The sequence below is a fragment of the Paenibacillus mangrovi genome, assembly GCF_022898935.1.
GTDB classification, from domain to species: domain Bacteria; phylum Bacillota; class Bacilli; order Paenibacillales; family Paenibacillaceae; genus Paenibacillus_AQ; species Paenibacillus_AQ mangrovi.
In genome coordinates this window covers 31406-51214 of sequence record NZ_JALIRP010000001.1, presented here as the reverse complement: position 1 = coordinate 51214, position 19809 = coordinate 31406, and the positions used below count along the sequence as shown (strand labels likewise).

The following is a 19809-nucleotide window of genomic DNA, read 5'->3' as shown; positions in this document are numbered from 1 at the left end:
TCATATTGCGCAAGGCACCGCCCATAGAATGAAGTAGGAGATCACCGGACAGGCGGTATGTCACTACCCCTTGCGAAAGGACTGGATTTCATGAGCACTTTTTTATCCAAAGCAATTCTGGATTTCTTCATTGCCTTCGGTATCGTAATCGGAGGTGCTATGGTTGGTGGCATTGGTGCCGTCGTTTCCCTGCAGCCACCGACCCAGACCATGCTTGACGTTGCGGACCGGATCAAGATTTGGGCTCTGGCTGCCGCAGTTGGCGGTACGATCGATCCGATGCGGGTAATCGAAAGCAATTTTTTGGGAGGAAATATGTCTCCGGCGATCAAGCAGATTTTATTCCTGGTTTCGGCTTTTCTCGGAGCGCATATGGGCAGTGAGCTGGTGAAGTGGGTCTGTGGCGGTAAGGAGTAGCCATGAGAATACCTCCGTTCACACGCTATCGCCATTTATCACAAATCGTCGCTGTATTCATACTGGGTGTCATCGTGGGTAGCGTTGTCTACAATGTTATCTTCCACTCAAGCTACAATCTATTATGGCTGTCCAATTATGACTTGGAGGGGCAGATCAAGCAATATGAGGAAGATATCAAGACATTAAAGAAATACAAGAATCAGCAAACCGTCATCCGGGAAATAAAAATCCGCAATGAGCAGCAGGACCCTCCGCTCGATCCGGTTGTCGTTAAAGCCATCATTGTCCAGCTGGGAGAGGATTTAAGCGGGCTGCGCGGAAGGAGCGTATTTGAAATCGATACCGACAGCAAATTCGTGCGAAAGCTGCTGGATCAGAAAATCTATAAGGTGCGCGACAAGGAATATACAGTTGAAATCAAGACGATGCTGCTGATGGAGGGCATGCTCCAGATCTGGGTGGATATCCATACCGTTCAAGTGCGGAATCCATAATTTCATGTTACAATGTTGCCAATAAGTGTATGTTCAAACAACTGTTAATATGGAATTCGAAAAAGGAGCTGCAGCATCTCATGGTTTCTGTCATCCGCTATATACTTTTTGCGCTGCTGGTCATTGCCTGCATCTGCGCCGCTCTATACAGCAGCCGTTCCCGGAGATCGAGGGATGCCCGCGAAAGAGGCTTGTACGGGGCTGTTACGAATATTTTTATGGGAATCATGCTTGTTGCGCTTGCACTGATTTTCATGTTTATCTTTAGAGGTTCGACGGTTGCCGTCATTGTTGAAGGGGTATTCCTCGTCATCGGCGCCTTCAATATTTTTGCCGGCATCCGCAATCGCGGCTACTACAGCCGTATGAAATCGAGCAATATGTAACTCGAATGGCCTAAGCACAAAAGCCGGACGCTCCAATTGCGGAGTGTCCGGCTTTTTTTAGATTATAGAATGGTTCAGCGAAGCTGAACCATTCTATAATCGTAAGAAAAACTACCTCTAAATGCGGCCCTAACTTCTGTGAGAGTACGTCGATAGACGTTTTTCTTATCCGTGTTCAATCGATTGCAGCGTGAGCACGGCTTTCGCGACCAAGCTGTCCATATGCGTGATCTCAATTTCCAGTTTGCATGTACGCCGGCTTGCTTCCAGTAGGCGTGGTATAACAGCAACAGGATCCTCGATCTGGACCGGACGTACAAAATAGGTCGTCATATTGTCCAGTACAAAATCGTTGCCTGTCATATCTTTAGCGGCGCGTAGCGCGGCCTGTGTCATGACCGTCGTCAGAATCCCCTCAGATATCGTTCCAAGATCTGTTGCCATCTGCGGCGTGATGAATCCGTGGAAGAAAAGGCGCCCCTCCTCATCCCGCTCATCCGCAAAGCCGTTCCAGATCAGATGATCGAACGTTTCGCCAAGCTGAGGCTGTTTGCGCGCATCGCGCATCGCCTGCAGCACTTCCTTGCGGGAAACGGTCGCCACCAGCTTACGGTTGCGGTCTACGATCGGCAAAAAGTCGATGCCTTCCCACATCATCAGCTGCGCGGCAGAAGCCAGAGTGGTCTGAAGCGTGGCCGTTACCGGGTTACGTATCAGCACCTTCTCAATACTCTGCTCTTCCGGCAAATTTCTCAAATCGCTGCGGTTTACGATCCCGAGTACCCGGTTCCACTCATCCACGACTGGAAGCCGAGGATCACCTTTTTGCTCGGACAACGCCAAACTTTCCCCCACGGTACTTGACATCTTAAGCGCATGAATCTTCGGCTTGCTACCGACGATATCTTCCACGATCATAATTTTCTTCTTGATCAGCCGGTCAAAGATCGCCCGGTTAATCAGCGACGCTACGGTAAAGGTATCATGTCGCGAAGAAAAAATCGGCAGGTTCAGCTGATCCGCCAGCGCCTTGACTTCTTTGCTGGTTCCGAAGCCACCGGTGATCAGCACACCTGCGCCCTGCTCCAGAGCCAGCTTATGCGCATTGTCACGGTTGCCGACAATCAGCAGGCTGCCAGCATCAATATACCGGACCATGGCATCCACTTTCATGGCTCCGATCACATATTTATGCAAATTTTTATGAAGCCCGTCCGCTCCCCCCAACACATGGCCCTCCACGATGTCCACCACATCTGCAAAGGTAAGCTGCTCGGATATGTTGCGCGGTTTCTTTTCGACCCTGACAGTTCCAATCCTTTCCTTCGTAATCACAATGCCCAGGTTTTCCGCATCCTTGAGTGCTCGGTAGGCCGTACCTTCACTGACGGACATTTCACGTGCCAGCTTGCGGACCGATATTTTCGTCCCCACCTTCAGTGCTTCAATATGCAGCAAAAGCTGTTCATGCTTTGTAATTGCATCATCGCGGCCTTCCACCTGTTACACCCCCACATATCCAACTGTACTACTCTGTATCTATATCATAGCATTCTATCCCACACAAAAAAAGCCGGAGCAGCTATATAAATTGGACTAAAGTTTACCTATTCTTTAGTTCAATTTATATAGCTGCTCGGCTTATTAAGTCATACATTCTTATATATTTTCCTGTCCGCGCTGCGTATCTTCAGGCCATTTCATCTGCCATTGGCGCAGCTTGGCCGCTTTAATGCGGTCAAGCGCCTTTTGCTTCTCTTCATCCACACCCAGCAGATAATGCAAATGCGCTCCAATCACCAGAAAAGCAAACAGCGCCCACGCTGTACCAAAGGCAGATGCCCACGACCAGCCTCCACTGAATGAAATCAACGGCAAGGCGTACACCAGCATGGCCAAAGCTAGAATCAGATACAGAAAATGCTTGAATTTGTTTCTTTTTTTCATCACGGCAGCTCCTTCACAAGTGAATCTATATTTCTACTCTATGAAGGTCTGCCGCAAAATATGAGACAAGATATAGAAAAATCCTGCGGTCTACAGACTTTGTCCTCCGTAGAGGTCCTGCAGGCTGTCCGAGATCATTTTATTAATATCCTCAATAATGGTGCTAAGGCGGCGCTCGGCATCAAACAGGCGGCGGATATTCAGGTTCAGATTGAGCACGTCAAAGAGCTTTTCCATCTTCTCCATCTCTTCCTGGGAAGGCATATCACCGGACATCATCCGCTGCTGAATCTCCATTTGACGGTTTCTGAAATCATCAAGCATTTGTTTGCTTTCTTGATCCTTTTCAATCAGGCTCATCGCCGAAGTGATATCCTTAACCTCCTGGCACTCTTTCAGAGCTCTCGCCAATTCATTTGCTTTGTCGTAAATATTCATGTGTGTCCTTCCTCCTTTAAAAATGTAAGCTTCAAACCCCTTTTTTTTAAAAGATGAGTCAATCACCAAGGGATTTATGTCCTCATATGATGCATTACATGCAAAATGCAGATGCTCCTTATCTGCCCATTAGACATCAAGTTGCTGTTGGAAGGAGATCCACGATGTCCAAAAAAATGCTACCGGTCCAAATGTTCACTCCGGGCGCTTTAAAGGAAAACGCTATTGTACTCGGAGAGAAGCTGGTCAAACAGTGGAAGATTCCTACCGACCGTCCTCTGCAGTTGGCATTTGGTTCCTTCAGACAAGAGATCACCGTTGTTGCCGCAGCCAAATACAGCGGTCTGCGAATCAGTGAGCCTCTGGCCCGCCGAATGGGTCTTTTTTCTCGTCCGGTTCTGAGGGCGACCTACAACACAACGAGCCGTACACTCAGGATCGGGCCTTTGATCAGTGTACTCGTCAGCCGGGATCATCCAGATCAGCCCGATAAACCGTTCGGCTCCATAACCATGTTTTGCCGGGAGCTTGTTAACGCCTGCCGGAAGCAGGGCGCATATGTATACTTCTTTACACCAGATCACATCCAAGAAGGCTCAGACAGTATACATGGCTGGGTATATGACAACGGATGGCGCCAAATAGCTATGCCCATCGCTAATGTCGTCAACAACCGTCTCACAACCCGCAAAATGGAGAATAAACCTAGCGTACAGCATTTTATGAAAGAAGTAAAATCCCAGTATGGCACGCATGTCTTTAATGAAAGATTTCTGGACAAAAACGAGGTTTTCGTCACACTTAAGGCCGACGCATCCTTCGCTAGATTTATGCCTGAGTCCCATCTGCTGAATGGTTATACCATCCTCAAAAAAATGTGTTCCCAGTACCCCGTCGTTTTTCTGAAGCCGGTGCGCGGCAGTCTCGGCAAGGGGATCATCCGGATCGCAAGACAGCCCGACGGCACCTTCGAGACGCTGGCCACTTCTACAGGCGGTGCCCGCAAGCAGGTATACCCAAGCTTAACCAAACTGTTTGCAGGCATATCCGGGAAGATGAAAACGACCCGTTTTCAAGTCCAGCAAGGACTCACGCTGATCGATCACGGCAAGCGGCCGATCGATTTCCGGGCGTTGGTACAGAAAAACGGTCACGGCAAATGGCATGTGACCTCCATCGTGGCACGTATCGCCGGAGGAAATCATTTTGTTTCCAACCTCGCCCGCGGAGGTACGCTCAGTACCGTCAAGGACGCGGTAAACAAATGCATGCTTCCCGAAGAAGTTAAGAATACAGCTTATATTAAGCTGCACCGCGCATCTCTGGATATTGCCAGTGGGATTGACAATCTGATCCCCGCACATTTCGGAGAGCTCGGCATTGATCTGGCTATGGATGTTACAGGGAAAATATGGATGCTAGAGGTCAACTCCAAGCCATCCAAAAATGACAATACACCGCTAAATGAAACCAAAATCAGGCCCTCAGTCAAAAGGCTGCTGGAATACTGCTGCTATTTGTCAGGCTTCTAAGGAGGAATGCCATGAACAGCTTTAGCATTGGAACACTCGGCATCATGTGCTGTAGCCGTCTCGGCAGTCCGCCGTTTTCGGATGAAAACTACTGTAGAAGGCTGTCCATACTCGGAAAAAAATACGGCATTCGCGTGATCGTCTTTTGCCCGGCGGATGCAGCACCAGACCGCAGCTTCGTTAATGGCTTCACTTACAAGCAAGGCGAATGGCATAAGTGCAGGCTTCCCTTCCCCGATATCGTATATGATCGGTGCCTGTTCCATAGCGGGAAAGAATTCACCGCAGCGGCCAGTCTGCTGTCCGAAGCCCGGTTCGCTGGGCGTTGGTTGCTATGGTCCCGGGGACTTCCAGGCAAATGGCAGGTATATCAGACTCTGAAAAGAGAAGCCAGCTTACTTCCCCATCTGCCTCCCACTTCGATATATCGGGGCACAGAAGATCTATTGATCGCTCTGAAAAAGTATGACGGAGAAATATTTTTAAAGCCCAAAAGCGGCTCCCAAGGCAAAAACACGCTCTACATCCGGATGAATCCGGACCTTCGAGCCTTTCTTGTGAAAGCAAGGGACTCTGCCAACCGGCAATTGGAAATGAGCTTTGACGAATCATCCAAGGCTTTCCTGTGGATCCGGCAGTTTACCGGGAATCGCGATTATATCCTCCAGCCGTTTCTCCAATTGTACGGCAGAAATGACCAGCCTTTTGATATCAGGGTGTTAATGCAGAAAAATGAAAAAGGGTTGTGGATGCGAACCGGAATGGCGGTCCGGGAAGGCGCCGCAGGAAGCATGACCTCCAACCTTCACGGCGGCGGAAAGGCCCTTCCTGTTCTGCCGTATCTAAGCGAAAAATTCGGAGCTGCACAGGCAGAACGCATGACGGATACTCTCGGGCAGTTGTCCGAAAACATTCCGCCGATTCTAGAGGGTCATTATGGCAGGCTCGGCGAACTGGGCATCGATTTCGGGATCGATACGAAAGGGGATATATGGCTGCTCGAGGTGAACTCCAAGCCAGGGCGAAGTTCCATCAGGCAAGCCGGAAATGACCCGGGCAGCGCGATTCTCGCATCGGAAAATCCGCTCCGCTATGCCCGCTATCTATTGCTTCGACAACTTAGGAGGGTAAATTGATGAGTTTGACTTTTTGTAATATTCATTTTTCGCAGCAGCCCGAGAAAGTCGTCTATATATCGAATACTCTGATGAAAAGTTTAAAGCTGTCCGGCAAGAAAAACATCCAGCTCCGGCTTGGCAACGATACGATGCTTGCTGCCGTAAAGCCCGTCAAGAAGTCGGGTAAGCATCTAATTCTCGGCTCAGCAGTCCGAAGCGGCATTCATGTCCCTTCTTCAGGCAGCATTTATATACTCAATCAGGACGATGAATCCAATGAATTCCAGCTTGGACCGCTGATCGGGGTACTTTCGGATGGACCGACGAATTCCTCGCAGCCGTTTGCATCACGAACAGGATTCATCAAACAGCTGCTGCGGGAAGGAAAAAAGAAATGTTATATTTTTGCCTTTACTCCGCGAGATATCAACTGGCATCAGGAAACGGTCAACGGTTATTTTCTGAACGAGAGCGGCTCTTTTTATCGAAGAACGGTTCCGCTCCCCGATGTTGTCTATAACCGCCTGCCAAGCCGCAAAGCCGAAACCTCAGCTTCCATATATCAATTGAGGGAACGCTTTGCACGCAGGAAAATCCCTTATTTCAACTGGGGTTTCTTTAATAAGTCGGATATTTACCGTTTGCTCGAAAATGACAACACGGTCAACCAGTATGTTCCGGAATCCTATATGAATCCGGTACCCGAGAGAATCAAGGATATGCTGGAAAGGCACCAATTTCTTTACTACAAGCCTTCCGGCGGCAGTCTGGGAAAAGGAATTTACCGGCTGATCTATTTACCCAAAAAAGGTTACTTCGTACGCTACCGCAAAGGAAACGGCAATGTATTGCTTCGGTTCAGCAACTTCAGCAGCATGATGCGTATGCTTCAATCCAGGCACGGACGCTCGCTTGAGTCCTATGTCATTCAGCAAGGAATCAGACTGATCGAAATCGATAATTGTCCAATTGACTTCCGGTTCCACATGCATAAGAACGGCAACAACAAATGGGACGTCGTCGGCATTGGAGCCAAAAAATCCGGTAGAGGCAGCGTTACCACGCATCTAAAAAATGGAGGTTCCCTGCTGACGCCCGAGCAGGCACTGAGCCGCACCTTTGGATCGAGATCAGATGAGGTACTGCAAAACACCAAAAATATCGCCATTAAGCTTGCCGAGGCAATTGAGTTCCATCACCAACATTTGTTAGGCGAAATCGGATTTGACCTTGGAATTGACCAGGATGAAAAGGTATGGATGTTTGAAGCCAATGCCAAACCCGGCCGCTCCATATTCAGCCATCCTTCCCTGCGGTCAGAAGGGAAAGCCTCTGTGGAGCATATCCTCGAACATTGCCTGTATTTGAGTAAATTCCGCAGGAGGGATTCCGAGTGACGATTGTAAATCCTGATGAATTCAAGCCCGTCGTCGCCATACTGACCATGTCGAACGGACCTGGTTTTTTTCGGGGAAATGAGTCCAATTTTGGGGATATCGTCAGGACTGGACAGGAAATGGGGTTTCCTGTCTATGTCGTGACGATCAAGGATCTCAAACTCAGCGGCGAAAAAGTCAAAGGATACACGCTGAATGCGGATGAAGAGTGGGAACAGCAGCATTTTCCGCCCCCGCAAGTCATTTATAACCGCATTCCTTCGCGCGAGGATGAGCTCAGGCCTGCCGTTCGGCGTAAAATCAATGAATGCCTGGTGAACCCGGACATCAGGTTTTACAACCCTTACTTTTTTAACAAATGGCATCTGTTTGAATGGCTTAAACAATCCAAATCGACCGTGCACCTTGTTCCCAAAACGAGACGTCTGCGGGGGGAGGCCAGCCTTCAAAAGATGCTCGAACGTTATCCCTGCCTTTATCTAAAGCCGGAAAGCGGAAAAGCCGGCAAAGGCATCATGATGCTGAAATACCAGGAGGACAAACTGCTTCCATACCGTCTTAAGGTACAACATCACAAGAACAGCACCACCTATAAAGGAGCGAATATACAGCGTCTTTGGGCCCGCATCAAAAGCGAAACCGGCGCTAGCCCCTATATTGTGCAGCAGGGCATCGAGCTTGCGTCCGTTGACAATCGTCCGTTTGATTTAAGAATACTGCTGCAGAAAACGAAAAGAGGACAATGGGGCGTCACAGGTGTCGGCGCACGTATGGCAGGATCCAAAAGTATAACAACACACGTCCCGCGTGGGGGCAGCATCGAGGATCCTAACAAAATGCTTACGGCTGTCTTCGGCTCCGAGATGGCTCCGAGAATCATGAACTGCGTGAAAACAACCGCCATTGTGATCGCCAGACAAATCGAGAAGGCTTCCGGTTATATCCATGGTGAAATGTCTATGGATCTTGGAGTAGATGCTGCAGGCAGCATCTGGTTTTTCGAGGCGAATGCGAAGCCAATGAAATTCGATGAGCCCCATATCCGTCAAAGATCGCTCGAACGCATTTTCCATTACAGCCAATATCTTGCAGACCATCCGACGTTGTAACGTAAAAGGAAGTGAGTTCAAGATGCAAGGTACATCCATTCTCTCCTTTCCCCGCGAATTCCAAGAATACGGTTCGCCTTCAGGCGGCCTCCATAAAAGAAGGTGAAACGTTGTGCCGATTCCCGTCTTAGGTATTTTGACGCTCTACATGAATGAACGAAAGCATCTTGAGGAGAAGCCCGTTTACCAGAAAATGATCATTGAAGGCCGCAAACTGGGTTTGGATGTTTTTGTTTTTACACCCATGGATGTCAGCGATAGCAAACAACGAATTTACGCGCTCGAGTATGATACCCAAAAAGGCGTATGGGGGCGCAGATGGCGCCAATTTCCCGATATGATCTATGACCGCTGCCGCATCCAGAGAGGCTACCGTTTCACGCAGCTTCTCCAGTTCCGCAAGCGCTACAGCCACCTTCTGTTTCTGAACCGGCCTCTTCGAAACAAATGGATTATATACGAGGTGCTATCGGAGAAATCTGAATTCAAGAAATATCTTCCTGAGACACATCTTTATCATAGCTTATCTGACGTGCAGCGCATGCTGAAGAAAAACCCCGTCATCTATTTAAAGCCAATTAACGGAACCGGTGGGCGCGGGATCTTGCGCGTCGAACGGCTAAAGGAGCCGGCTCATTTTTATATCCAAGGCCGGAACCAGGAGCGGAAAATCATCACCCCGCAGAAAATCCATAGCTCCCGCCTTGGTGCCGTGCTTAACAGCTGGAATATGAAGGACGGCTACCTGGTGCAAGAGGGGATTCAGGTTGACCTTCCAAACGGACGCGTTCATGATTACCGCATGCTGGTACAGAAGAACGAAGAAGGCAACTGGCAGCTCACCGGCATTGCAGGAAGAGTCGGGGCACCGCGCAGCATCACCTCCAACCTGCACGGCGGAGGGCATGCGGTATCCATGAATTCCATGCTCGATCAATGGATTGAGGATGAAGAAACCCGGCTCAGGATTCAGATACAGGCAGAGAAACTCGGAATCGGCGTGGCTTCTTTTCTGGAAGAAAAATATGGCGCCTTATGCGAGCTCGCGCTTGATCTTGCTATTAACAAGAAGGGAGACATTTATCTCCTGGAGGTCAATCCCAAGCCTGCGAGAGAAGTATTTTCGCAAATCGGAGATCCCGAATTATACCGGCAGGCCATCGCCAGACCGCTCGAATACGCCGTTTGGCTGTACGATCAAAAAGAACTTAAAAAAGCCGGCAAACCGCAGTGAATCTGCGGCCTGCCGGCTTTTTAATACGTAATTCTACTTTTTATGTATTCGATGCCGCTTCCTCATACAGCTTCAGAAGCTCTGAGAAAGAGGAGATGAGTACATCCGAGCCTTTCAGTTCTTCATGGTTGCCGAAACCGGCATATGCGCAGCCGATCACGCCAAGTTCGTTTTTCTTTCCTGCTTCCACATCCGAAGATCGGTCTCCAACCATCCACGCAGACTTAACATGATTCTCCTCCAGCAGCAGTTTAACCAAATCCACTTTGGAGAGCGTGCCATGCTTACCTGCGCTGTACAGCCCATCAAAAAGCTTGGCCAATTCATGCGTATCCACGATTCCGCTGATATAATGCTCTAGTCCGTTGCTCGCCACATACAGCTTTACGCCCTGCTCGTGCAGTGCTTCTAGCGTCTCCTTGACTTCCGGATACAGCAGCGTCTCACCACCGGCCAGACCTTCCAGCTCAAGCTGGAGCAGCAGTTCATTAGCACGATTATGGGCTTCTTCGCTGCCATCCGGCATAACAACCTTCCATATATCTTCCAGCAGCATACCAAGACTGCCCAGCATCCGCTCTTCCGGAGGTGTCGGCGCTGTGTATAAGCCTTCGCTGCGAAGCGTGTCGAACAGCTTATGATACGCAGGCAACAATACGGATTCCGTTTGGAAAAGCGTGCCGTCCATATCAAAAATCATTGCCTCGGGCCTCTTCAACTTGCTTCTGGTATTCATCGCTAGCAACATCCCTTCTGTGTCTCGATGTATACGCCGCTATTTGGCGCTATGCTTATAGCCTATCATAAGGGAAGCTTACAAGGTTGTAAACCAGACAAAACAGGCGCCCCGAGGTTGGAACGCCTTGCTTCTTCACGTTGATTCATCAGGTTAGAATATTCTCTTCTGAGTCCGGTCATCCTTAATGATCTCCACGGCTTCCCTGAAACGGGTGGCATGCACAATTTCACGCTCCCGCAAAAATTTCAGGCTGTCCTGCAGATCCACATCATCCGTCATATCGATCAACCACTGATATGTAGCACGGGCCTTCTCCTCGGCGGCAATATCCTCATACAGATCCGCAAGCGGATCACCTTTAGCCTGGATATATGCGGCTGTAAATGGTACTCCGCCAGCATTTTCATAGAAAAGAGCCTTGTCATGCGCAACATAATGGGCACCGAGACCTGCGCATTCCAGCTGTTCGACGGTCGCGTCCTTGGTCAATTTATAGATCGACACCATAATGCAACTATGATAAGCTTACATAATAAGTTTATTTTCTAAAGGGTGATTCGCTTGAGCAGGATTAAGAAAGTGGCAGTATACAGTCGGAAAAGTAGACCTGATGAAACGGATGAAATGTTACAAAGACAGCTTAGCATGCTTATAGAAATGTGCGTAAAGAACGATTGGACATTTGAAGTGTTCTCTGAGGTGGGTTCTTCTCAAGACATCAATAGACCCGAACTTAATAAAATGCTTGCCAAGGTGCAGACATACGAATATGACGCTATTGTCATTACAGACCAAGACAGGTTGAGCAGAAATACGGGTGGTTTTGGTCAGATTAAAGAAATCCTTACCAACTATGGCGTACAAGTAGTCACCACATCCAAAGTATATGACTACAGCACTCAAGAAGATGATATGATGTCCGATATGATGTCAGTTGTAGCAAAGCAGGAATATTTGAACATCAAGAAGAGGCTCGTACGAGGTAAGCGACAATCAGCCAAGGATGGAAACTGGGTCGGTGGCAAAACTCCTGTAGGGTACAACTACGATCACAAATCCAAGAAGCTACAGCTTAACGAATACGCACCCATTATTCAAAGGATATTCGCTCTTTACCTATCAGGAAAAACTTCTACAGATATTGAAAGAATATTTGAATTAGAGGGTGTATTGACCCCGAGCGGTTCAAGTTGGAATAAGGCGAGAATATCGGTCGTATTGGCTAATCCTGTTTATAAAGGAACCGTCATCTTTGGAAAAACCAAAGTTTCAAAGACGAGCAAAAAGCCATCAGGCGCTCCAAGACAGTTTAAGACCGAGGCCACTGAACAAATCGTCATCGAGAACGCACATGAGCCTATCGTGTCCATAGAGGATTGGGAAACAGCAAGGGATATTAGAGAAAGTCGATTAACCAAGGCTCCATCATCGCGTATTGGAAAGGTCAATTTCACAGGTTTAATCAGATGTGCTCTCTGCAATAGAACTCACAGCTTCCAAAGACGAAAAGGTAAGGAGTTAAGAATAACATCTTGTCAAACAAGAATATACGCTGATGACGGAACATATACAGTCTGTGCAAACAAAGGTGTCAAGTTGGAGCTATTCGAAAAGGTATTCTACGCGAGCTTCTCTCAATACGTTGATAAGTTGGAACAATATCTTGAGGATGTAAAGGCCAATATGAAGATGGACGATTCCAATCCTGCTGATGAGAAAGCTATCTTGACATCTGCGATCAAGAAGATTGATCAACAGATCAAAAAGGTCCAACAAGGCTTTCTTGCAGAAGTATACACTGAAGAAGAAGCACAAAAAGAGATTAAACAGTTAAAGGCTCACAGACAGCAGTCGGAGACACAACTGGAGCGATTAGACACTGTGTCAAAGGATGATCAGATAGATAAGTTACAAAACACATTGAACAGATTAAAAGAAATATTAACTGGTACGACAAAAATGGAAACGAAGGAAGTTAACCACCTATTGACTTCTCTTATTGACCATATTGAGTATAAAAGAATCGGAGATCATAAGGCAGGAATAGAGATCAAAATTCATTATAAAGGGTAACATAAACAAGGAGGACGACGACTGTGAATAATGATCGTCCTTCTGTTGTAGAGTGGATTTACTTCGTGCGGATTTTTAAGGTTTTAGTTCTACAGATGAGTCTGACAAGTCATTTTCTTCATGATCGTCCCTCGGCCGGGGAGGGGGCCCCGGCCGAGGGACTCGTTTTTTCTTCACTCAGCCCCCTTCATCAAACTTAACACCTAGAATATGATCAACCCCTTTTTGTGCTTGCCCCGCTGCTTGAATAATCATTTTATTATCCGATCTCAGTTTACGTAACCAACCGCCAATATAAGCTACACTATTATCAATCGTGCTGTTATCAATTCCCGCAAAACTACACAACATCGCCGCGCCGATCTCGGCAACTAACTCCTCTTTACTGTAGGTTTCACTGCCAAATGCAGCAATTTCGGTGATCCCTTGGCGGTTTAATCGATTGCTATGTCCTGTGCTATGCATATGCTCATGAAATAAGGTTGAATAATATTCTTCAGGCTTCTCATAATCACATATTGGTGGAACACTAATGTAATCCTGTGCAGGCACATAAAATGCACGACCCGATGAAAATCGTACTAACGGTGCATTCTTATAGCCTTCACAGATCCGCTCTGCTTCCTCTATCAGATCATGTTTAAAGCTCTGCTCATTTCGTTTGCTTTGTAAACCCTCACATTGTTTACTGACCTCGAACACCGTATAGTACCGTAAATATGGGATTTTTGTCATTTCACCATTCTCATCTTCCTTCTCCAACCATGTCCAAAATACTACGATATGGCCTTTCTCACCTTTTTTCACCTTTCCACCCGCTTCAGTCACTTGTTTAAAACTTGCATATTCTCCCGGTTCCAATAGAAGCGTATTAATTCCCCTGTATGATTTTTGTGTCTTCCAATTCACCGCCGTACCGATCTTCCACGGTCTACGCCATGGGACAATACCTTTCTCCAGTTGATTGATAATTCGTTCCGTAACCATATCATAAATTTTCATACTCATATCCATCTCTCCCTTATGTTATTGGTTCTATTTCCTTGTTCACCCCATATTCGGAACCGTTTGCTGGTCTAGCCCGAGCGGCGATGAGCGGGTGGTTCAAAGGTTTGTAAGTAGCACTCTCTGACGAGCCTTGTCTTTTCCTTATGAAGTTTTCAAAGAACAAAAAAACATTCGTATACCGTAGCCGTCGCAGATCTAGGATCATACAGGTTCTCGCAGTGCAAGGCTGCCCGAAGGGTCGACAAAAACCTTTTTGAGCGAATTTCTCAAAAAGGTTTTTTCGCCTTGCGCTGTGAGGTTCTGTATGATCAAATGCGACTTGATGGCTAGGGTATACGAATGTTCTTCTTTGTAAAATGGAAAAGGAAAGGGGACATCGAAGAAGACTGCGTAACAAGTTTATACGTCACTGATTAGCTCTCTAAAGTTTTACATCGAGGATTGACAAGAGGATCTGCGAATTCAAACTATGATCATGTTCTAAGACAAGAAATCAATGGGGTAGAATAGCTTAAAGGGGTGTGATTTTAGATGTCATGGGTGTTCTTTTTAGGCTTAATAACCTTTACAGTATGGCTCTATAATGTAATTGCTCGACTACTGAAAAATGATTCGAAATATAACAAATATATCTTTAGTTCAGCAGTTCTGTTGTACTTTATCTGTAACCTTATTCAATCACAATCATTCCAGAGTAAAGTGTTATATAATCTTGTCTTTATAATATTTTCTTTATTCGCTATACCATTTCACATCTGGCTAATCATAAAAGGGAAAGCGCCTGAGTAACACCGTTAGTTCGGTTGCTTGGGCGCTCTCGGTCATGGCTGCCCAGCAGGCTACCACAGGGTTTCTCATTGTAAAGGCTTCGCCTTCCTCCACTTCGTTCCGGCCCTCCGGGTACAACGAGCCTCGCACCCTACGGTATCCAGCCATTGGGCCAAGTCCTTACCGCTTCCACTCCACCGAACTAACTCCGAGCATAAAATACAAATTCCACATAAAAATAGCCAAACAAATTCAGGATTGAATACCTGAGATTCGCTTGGCCTTTAAGTATTATCAGTGCACTACTTAGGACGTGTATGCCCGAGTGATTGAACCTCCACCTGCTCGACTGCGACTGGCGGCAGCACGGGACGACACTCCTGATCATCAATTAGCGGTCTTAGCCGCGGGGGTATTTTGTTAAAATCTGCCTATTATACGCCTCGCGATGCTCTAGCAGCATCAACCGAGATGATTCAAACAACCCATTACCTTCTAATTTCTTTGACATGCATTCCGCCTCTATAATTAAAAAAGAAAGAGCAGGAATGAACATAGTACTGTCGAATGTCAGGTAAATAGTGGAGGTGGATGTTTTAATGATAGAGGAACTGCAGATAGCTGCAAAATATGGACAGAAAGTAACCGTGAAATTAAATAACAATGAAGTAATAACAGGGAAGGCGGAAATATCGGGGGATCAGTTCCTTGTTAAGATCCGAACATCAGAGGGGCCAGTGTGGATTCCAATTGAGGAAATCGAGCATGTGGAACGGTTGGTAAAATTACATTAACCAAAAAAGACCACCCTAAAAAAGGGCAGTCGAGAAGAGAAAATCACAACTGATACAAGGTGATGTCAACACTTTTATTGTAGCCCTTCATAGTCTTAAAATAAGTATTTTCGATGTATTTCATTAATATTTTATTGTCCTGAACTGCCCTTTTTCGTCTGACAATGTAGAGATTAATTCTTCGTTTTTTACTTCAATAAGATATTCTCTGTATACATGATCTTTGCCCCCATATCTTTCATACCAATCAACGATCTTTTTATTATGTTCTTTATCACTTCTTACAAACCGTTCAATTTCTTCATATTTTTCATAACTATCATATTCCCAGATAGCAAATATTTCAGTTGTTTTATCTGAATGTGGAGCCATCCATCTTCCTACTAGACGAGCTCCATTCTTCAACTGGTTTGGTAAATTGGTTTCAATGAAATGTTTATTAAAGATGTCAACAAATTCATTGTTGACGATATAAAACTTTCTGCGATAAAACATGGCACAGCCTCCTGTAATTTAAATGTATTATTCTTGGCCTCTCGCACTTCGGATGTTTCCGATAACGTTCTTGTATCTACGAACCTGAGAGGCTTAAGGGAGCGTCGCGACCGGGTCGACGGGCTTAGCCTCTCAGGGTTATCCCCTGACACTACTTCTTCGAAACGCCTCGGGCAGATCAAGGGGGCGTGTCCCCCACAGCGTAGATACTGTGTTTACGGAGTTCATCGGTTTCGCCTAACGTTTCTGTATTCATGAACCCCGTTAGGGGTTGTCTGCTGAAATCCCTCCCCGAATTCCATCTCCCAGACCAAGGCTCCAACGGAGCCGCAGCTTGAATACATTGTTATGCAAAGGCCTTACTTCTTTGAAATAACCCAATGTTCAAATAGCTGTTTAATCAATTGTCTTGCTTCATCAATATTCATTGGAATTTCAGGCGGTTTATACTTTAGACTAGCATGTCTTGCTTCATCACCAAGCAGTTCTTTACTTTGGGCTGATTGAGTAAATCTCTTGATATCTTTTCTAGGAATATAGTTTTTACTTATCAATGCAGCTTCTCCATTTAAATCATCTCTAATAACCTCATAGATTTTATATAAGTTCATCCAATTAGGCTTTCTAAAATAGCGAAGTATACTAGCCACATCTTCATTATCCAAACCTTCAATTATCCATCGTGACAAGTTATTTTTTGTTTCTTCCTCCTTTATTTCGTTTCCTTCTGAATCATATACTGTAATTTCAACAGACATTCTTGTCCTGACATTCATAGAACAAGACATGTAGATATATGAATCCTTTTTTCCATCTTCCCTTAACAAGGTAATATTATCAAAGCCTATCATGTTGAACTCATTATGACCAAATAGTATGGAAGCCGCTCCATTGATTTGTTCAATATAATGTTGCGCCTGACTATACACTATATTGGGATCATCACTTTGGAACTCGTTAGATAATAAATAATAGAATTCATCTTTATTAATAATTCTTATTCCACCTCAACTTGTTTTACCTCCTGTTATAAATATCGAACACTTGCGCTTTATGGTAAAATACTCCTATCACAACTTGTTAAATGAACTTTTTCTGCTATACCAGCATTGCTAAAATTAGGAGGTAAAGAATGTTACAAAATATATTAAATAACGGAATTTGGGGAACAATTACAACTTTAATAACTGGGGCCATTGGAGGACAACTACTTAATCATTTAATTATTTCAAGAAAGGAAAAAATAAAATCAGAAAAGGAATTTAAAAGTAGATTCTATATTCCATTATATGGTGCTATAAAAACCTATTTTGAAAGTCATACTGCATTTCGTAGAGGTGATTTGACTCATGTAGGAAAAACACCAAGTATACAAAGGGAAAAAATTGTTGAATTTATTGAAAATAATCTCCAATATACTAATACAGAAGTAGCTGAAGCGTTTTACAAAAAAAAGTATAGTAATATTTATGATGATAATTGGGGTTTTAGAGAAATCACACTTGACAATGATTTGTTTTGCAACATATTAAAGTCATATTATTTAATCTCTAGTAAAAAAAAGAGATTTGAACTAAAGAAAGATATATTACTCTTTCAAATATGGCAATTATGTTTTAAATTAGACCTCCCTAGTCCTGATGACGCATTATCTGTTAAATATCACTTTAATTTGGACAAACTAGCTCACATGTATGAGATTGATGAGTTAGATGAAATTATTAATCTAAATGGGGAGCATGAACGTCAAAAGTTTTTCTTAAAAACCCTCTTAACTCAAATAACAGATGAGGAGGATCAAAATTACGTTATTTCCAAGTTCTTTGAAGGAGTAGATATATGGGAAGACAGTCAATCTATCTCGGAACAAAGTCTTGTTCACGAAATAATGAATGGAAATGATGTTGGTTATCTTACGATTTTAAACAGAACTCTTTTGCGAGACTTGATTTTAGAAGAAATGACCCATTCTTACTTTTACGAACAAAAATACAAATACTCCTTTAGAAAAACCGACTTCTACAAACTTCCTAGAGAAAAGAAATTAGCACTTGAGTATTTAGTTGAGCAAGGAATGGCGATAAAAGAAAATAACCTAAATAATAGGATAAAATTCAGGCCATCCACTAAAGGTATTGAACAATACGAATCAAAATTTATATAACATTAAATACTAATTGTTTGCGATTAACTTAATTTTCGGAGATTTCAGTTAACGTTTGGTATCTACGAACCCTCATTGACTTAAGGGAGCGTTAGCGACCGGGTCCGACGGACTTAGTCAATGCAGGGTTGTCTGCCTGATCCCACTTCTTCGAAAATCCTCGGGCAGACCAAGGAGCATCAGCGACGCAGTGTAGATATGGTGTTATAAGATGTCCCCGCCTTCTTTGAAATACGTTGCAAGAGGTTTATTGTAATTGCTTTATTAGGCTTACTCGTACAACTTCATCCCAAATCGGCCCTCTTCTTACTTTCCTATATCCAAGTTTCTCATTAAGTTCTATAACGTGTTTATTCTTCTCTTCTGTATGTGTGTATATTAAGTTCACATTATTTGTTTTTGCCAGTTCTTCAAGTTTTAATTTAAGCTTCGTTGCAATACCGCTTCGCCTATATTCCGGGGCAACCCATAATTGAAATATTTCTAAGAATCGTCCGTCTTCCTGAAACAAACTCCGATCCAATTCTTGAAAAATGGTTTTCCAAGGATATTTACCATCTCGGTTAACTATCGAGTACATGATTAAGCCTATTCTCTTTTTGCTCTCCTCATCTTCAAAAATAAAAGCCCCTCTATCTTCTTCAACAACATATCTCATTATCTTACTTGAATGCTCTTTCAACTCTTCTTCTGTCTTTAGAGAATCAGAAGTGGTAACGCCTTCATCTTTCAAATCAATTTGAATCATAAAATCAAGATCTGTAATTCCTGCTTTTCTGATCATCTCTTCACCACCAGAAACTATCTTTAATATATATTTTTAGGTTTTGCGGGGATTTCTTATAACGTTCCTGTATTCATGATCCCTAACGGGGTTGTCTGCTGGGATGCTTCCTCGAATTCCATCCGCAGACCAAGGCTCCAAAGGAGCCGCTGCATGAATATTATGTTATAGGATGTCAACGACTTCTTCGAAATTGCTAACTCTTTAAGATCTTATTTCATTTATTATACTTTGGAGACCTGATAGATTTCCTTTACCTAATGTTGAATAATAATTTACATGCTTTTGAGATGCTTCTAAAGCTTTTAAAAAATACTCTTTTCCAAAATCTCTTTTTATACTTTCAAACAAGAATCTATTGGTTTCATTATTAAATGCCCTCTTGTATACTTCTCCACTCATCATCGCCAGAAATATGGTAATAAATGCTTGTGCTGATCCTTCATTCATTCCTGTAATCTTATTAATTTCTATCTTTCCTTCAGTTCTTGTAATATGCCCTAAATGTACCTTCTTTGCTATTTCATAAGCCACTTCGCTCATTTCCATAGTGATTTTCATATGTTCTCCTTCAATCAGATCATGTTTTTATAACGTTTTTATATCCGTTGATTTCCTATAACGTTTTGTATTCACGAACCCGAGAACCTTAAGCCCCAACGGGGCGTCCGCGATGCGGTTAGGTTCGCAGGGTTGTCCGCCTGACTCAACTTCCTTGAAAATGCCTCGGGCGGACCAAGGGGCGGCTTCAGCCGACTAGTCGCGTGAATATGTTGTTATCGGATGTCAATGCCTTCTTTGAAATAACATATAGTGTTTTAACTCATTGATTCTGCTATCATTATCAGAAAGTCTTGAGAAATATTCCTTCCTATAAGTTCATATTGCAAGGCCTTCCCATTCTCATCT

At 44.6% G+C, this 19809-nt stretch carries 21 protein-coding genes and 1 pseudogene; 11 read left to right on the top strand and 11 right to left on the bottom strand.

Annotation, left to right across the window (positions count from 1 at the left end; genetic code table 11):
- Positions 1-90: 90 nt before the first annotated feature.
- The 3 genes from MUG84_RS00280 (at position 91) to MUG84_RS00270 (ending at position 1300) form a co-directional block, all read left to right on the top strand.
- On the top strand, positions 91-417 hold the full coding sequence (locus MUG84_RS00280) for a YtrH family sporulation protein (RefSeq protein ID WP_244717425.1): 327 nt from the start codon (positions 91-93) through the stop codon (positions 415-417).
- Positions 418-419: 2 nt separating this feature from the next.
- The gene (locus tag MUG84_RS00275) at positions 420-914 is read left to right on the top strand and encodes a sporulation membrane protein YtrI (RefSeq protein ID WP_244717422.1); all 495 of its coding nucleotides are present in this window, start codon (positions 420-422) and stop codon (positions 912-914) included.
- An 80-nt stretch (positions 915-994) separates the two neighbouring features.
- Complete coding sequence (locus tag MUG84_RS00270; RefSeq protein ID WP_244717419.1) at positions 995-1300, top strand: YtpI family protein; 306 nt, start codon at positions 995-997, stop codon at positions 1298-1300.
- Positions 1301-1465: 165 nt separating this feature from the next.
- On the opposite strand, the gene MUG84_RS00265 is transcribed toward MUG84_RS00270, so the two are convergent.
- The 3 genes from MUG84_RS00265 to MUG84_RS00255 form a co-directional block, all read right to left on the bottom strand.
- Complete coding sequence (locus tag MUG84_RS00265; RefSeq protein WP_244717415.1) at positions 1466-2800, bottom strand: DRTGG domain-containing protein; 1335 nt, start codon at positions 2798-2800, stop codon at positions 1466-1468.
- Between the two features lie 159 nt (positions 2801-2959).
- Complete coding sequence (locus MUG84_RS00260) at positions 2960-3247, bottom strand: hypothetical protein (protein ID WP_244717411.1); 288 nt, start codon at positions 3245-3247, stop codon at positions 2960-2962.
- A 90-nt stretch (positions 3248-3337) separates the two neighbouring features.
- A complete protein-coding gene (locus MUG84_RS00255; protein ID WP_244717408.1) occupies positions 3338-3685 on the bottom strand; it encodes a YlbF/YmcA family competence regulator in 348 nt (115 codons plus the stop codon).
- A 164-nt stretch (positions 3686-3849) separates the two neighbouring features.
- Between MUG84_RS00255 and MUG84_RS00250 the strand changes: the two genes are divergently transcribed.
- The 5 genes from MUG84_RS00250 to MUG84_RS00230 all read left to right on the top strand — a co-directional run bounded on the left by MUG84_RS00250 (position 3850) and on the right by MUG84_RS00230 (position 10075).
- Complete coding sequence (locus tag MUG84_RS00250; RefSeq protein ID WP_244717405.1) at positions 3850-5217, top strand: YheC/YheD family endospore coat-associated protein; 1368 nt, start codon at positions 3850-3852, stop codon at positions 5215-5217.
- Positions 5218-5228: 11 nt separating this feature from the next.
- Positions 5229-6353 (top strand): YheC/YheD family endospore coat-associated protein, encoded by a 1125-nt coding sequence (locus tag MUG84_RS00245; RefSeq protein WP_244717401.1) that lies wholly within the window; start codon positions 5229-5231, stop codon positions 6351-6353.
- A complete protein-coding gene (locus tag MUG84_RS00240; protein WP_244717398.1) occupies positions 6353-7732 on the top strand; it encodes a YheC/YheD family endospore coat-associated protein in 1380 nt (459 codons plus the stop codon). The genes MUG84_RS00245 and MUG84_RS00240 overlap by 1 nt, the downstream gene beginning before the upstream one ends.
- A gap of 47 nt (positions 7733-7779) precedes the next feature.
- Positions 7780-8841 (top strand): YheC/YheD family endospore coat-associated protein, encoded by a 1062-nt coding sequence (locus MUG84_RS00235; protein ID WP_280521138.1) that lies wholly within the window; start codon positions 7780-7782, stop codon positions 8839-8841.
- 112 nt (positions 8842-8953) lie between these two features.
- Entirely contained in the window at positions 8954-10075 is a 1122-nt protein-coding gene (locus tag MUG84_RS00230) for a YheC/YheD family endospore coat-associated protein (protein WP_244717392.1), read from the top strand.
- Between the two features lie 40 nt (positions 10076-10115).
- Here MUG84_RS00230 and MUG84_RS00225 read toward each other — a convergent pair whose 3' ends face one another.
- Both MUG84_RS00225 and MUG84_RS00220 read right to left on the bottom strand, forming a co-directional pair.
- Complete coding sequence (locus MUG84_RS00225; protein WP_244717389.1) at positions 10116-10811, bottom strand: HAD family hydrolase; 696 nt, start codon at positions 10809-10811, stop codon at positions 10116-10118.
- Positions 10812-10964: 153 nt separating this feature from the next.
- A pseudogene (locus MUG84_RS00220) lies at positions 10965-11315 on the bottom strand (manganese catalase family protein); the annotation flags it as partial.
- A gap of 51 nt (positions 11316-11366) precedes the next feature.
- Here MUG84_RS00220 and MUG84_RS00215 point away from each other — a divergent pair.
- The gene (locus MUG84_RS00215; RefSeq protein WP_425313092.1) at positions 11367-12887 is read left to right on the top strand and encodes a recombinase family protein; all 1521 of its coding nucleotides are present in this window, start codon (positions 11367-11369) and stop codon (positions 12885-12887) included.
- A 177-nt stretch (positions 12888-13064) separates the two neighbouring features.
- Here the strand turns inward: MUG84_RS00215 and MUG84_RS00210 are convergent, their stop codons facing one another.
- Together MUG84_RS00210 and MUG84_RS00205 are read right to left on the bottom strand one after the other, a co-directional pair.
- Complete coding sequence (locus MUG84_RS00210; protein WP_244717383.1) at positions 13065-13895, bottom strand: ArdC family protein; 831 nt, start codon at positions 13893-13895, stop codon at positions 13065-13067.
- A 759-nt stretch (positions 13896-14654) separates the two neighbouring features.
- Positions 14655-14831 carry a hypothetical protein gene (locus MUG84_RS00205; RefSeq protein WP_244717379.1) on the bottom strand — a complete coding sequence of 59 codons (177 nt, stop codon included), beginning with the start codon at positions 14829-14831 and terminating at the stop codon, positions 14655-14657.
- Positions 14832-15262: 431 nt separating this feature from the next.
- Between MUG84_RS00205 and MUG84_RS00200 the strand changes: the two genes are divergently transcribed.
- A complete protein-coding gene (locus MUG84_RS00200; protein WP_244717376.1) occupies positions 15263-15457 on the top strand; it encodes a hypothetical protein in 195 nt (64 codons plus the stop codon).
- 123 nt (positions 15458-15580) lie between these two features.
- Here the strand turns inward: MUG84_RS00200 and MUG84_RS00195 are convergent, their stop codons facing one another.
- The gene (locus MUG84_RS00195) at positions 15581-15952 is read right to left on the bottom strand and encodes an NIPSNAP family protein (protein ID WP_244717373.1); all 372 of its coding nucleotides are present in this window, start codon (positions 15950-15952) and stop codon (positions 15581-15583) included.
- 359 nt (positions 15953-16311) lie between these two features.
- Positions 16312-16803: a hypothetical protein gene (locus MUG84_RS00190; protein ID WP_244717370.1), complete on the bottom strand. Its 492-nt coding sequence runs from the start codon at positions 16801-16803 to the stop codon at positions 16312-16314.
- A 281-nt stretch (positions 16804-17084) separates the two neighbouring features.
- Here MUG84_RS00190 and MUG84_RS00185 point away from each other — a divergent pair, with 281 nt between their 5' ends.
- The gene (locus MUG84_RS00185) at positions 17085-18116 is read left to right on the top strand and encodes a hypothetical protein (protein WP_244717367.1); all 1032 of its coding nucleotides are present in this window, start codon (positions 17085-17087) and stop codon (positions 18114-18116) included.
- A gap of 247 nt (positions 18117-18363) precedes the next feature.
- On the opposite strand, the gene MUG84_RS00180 is transcribed toward MUG84_RS00185, so the two are convergent.
- Positions 18364-18900, bottom strand: coding sequence for a GNAT family N-acetyltransferase (locus MUG84_RS00180; protein WP_244717362.1), 537 nt, complete (start codon positions 18898-18900; stop codon positions 18364-18366).
- A gap of 204 nt (positions 18901-19104) precedes the next feature.
- Entirely contained in the window at positions 19105-19461 is a 357-nt protein-coding gene (locus MUG84_RS00175; protein WP_244717359.1) for a hypothetical protein, read from the bottom strand.
- Positions 19462-19809: the final 348 nt, after the last annotated feature.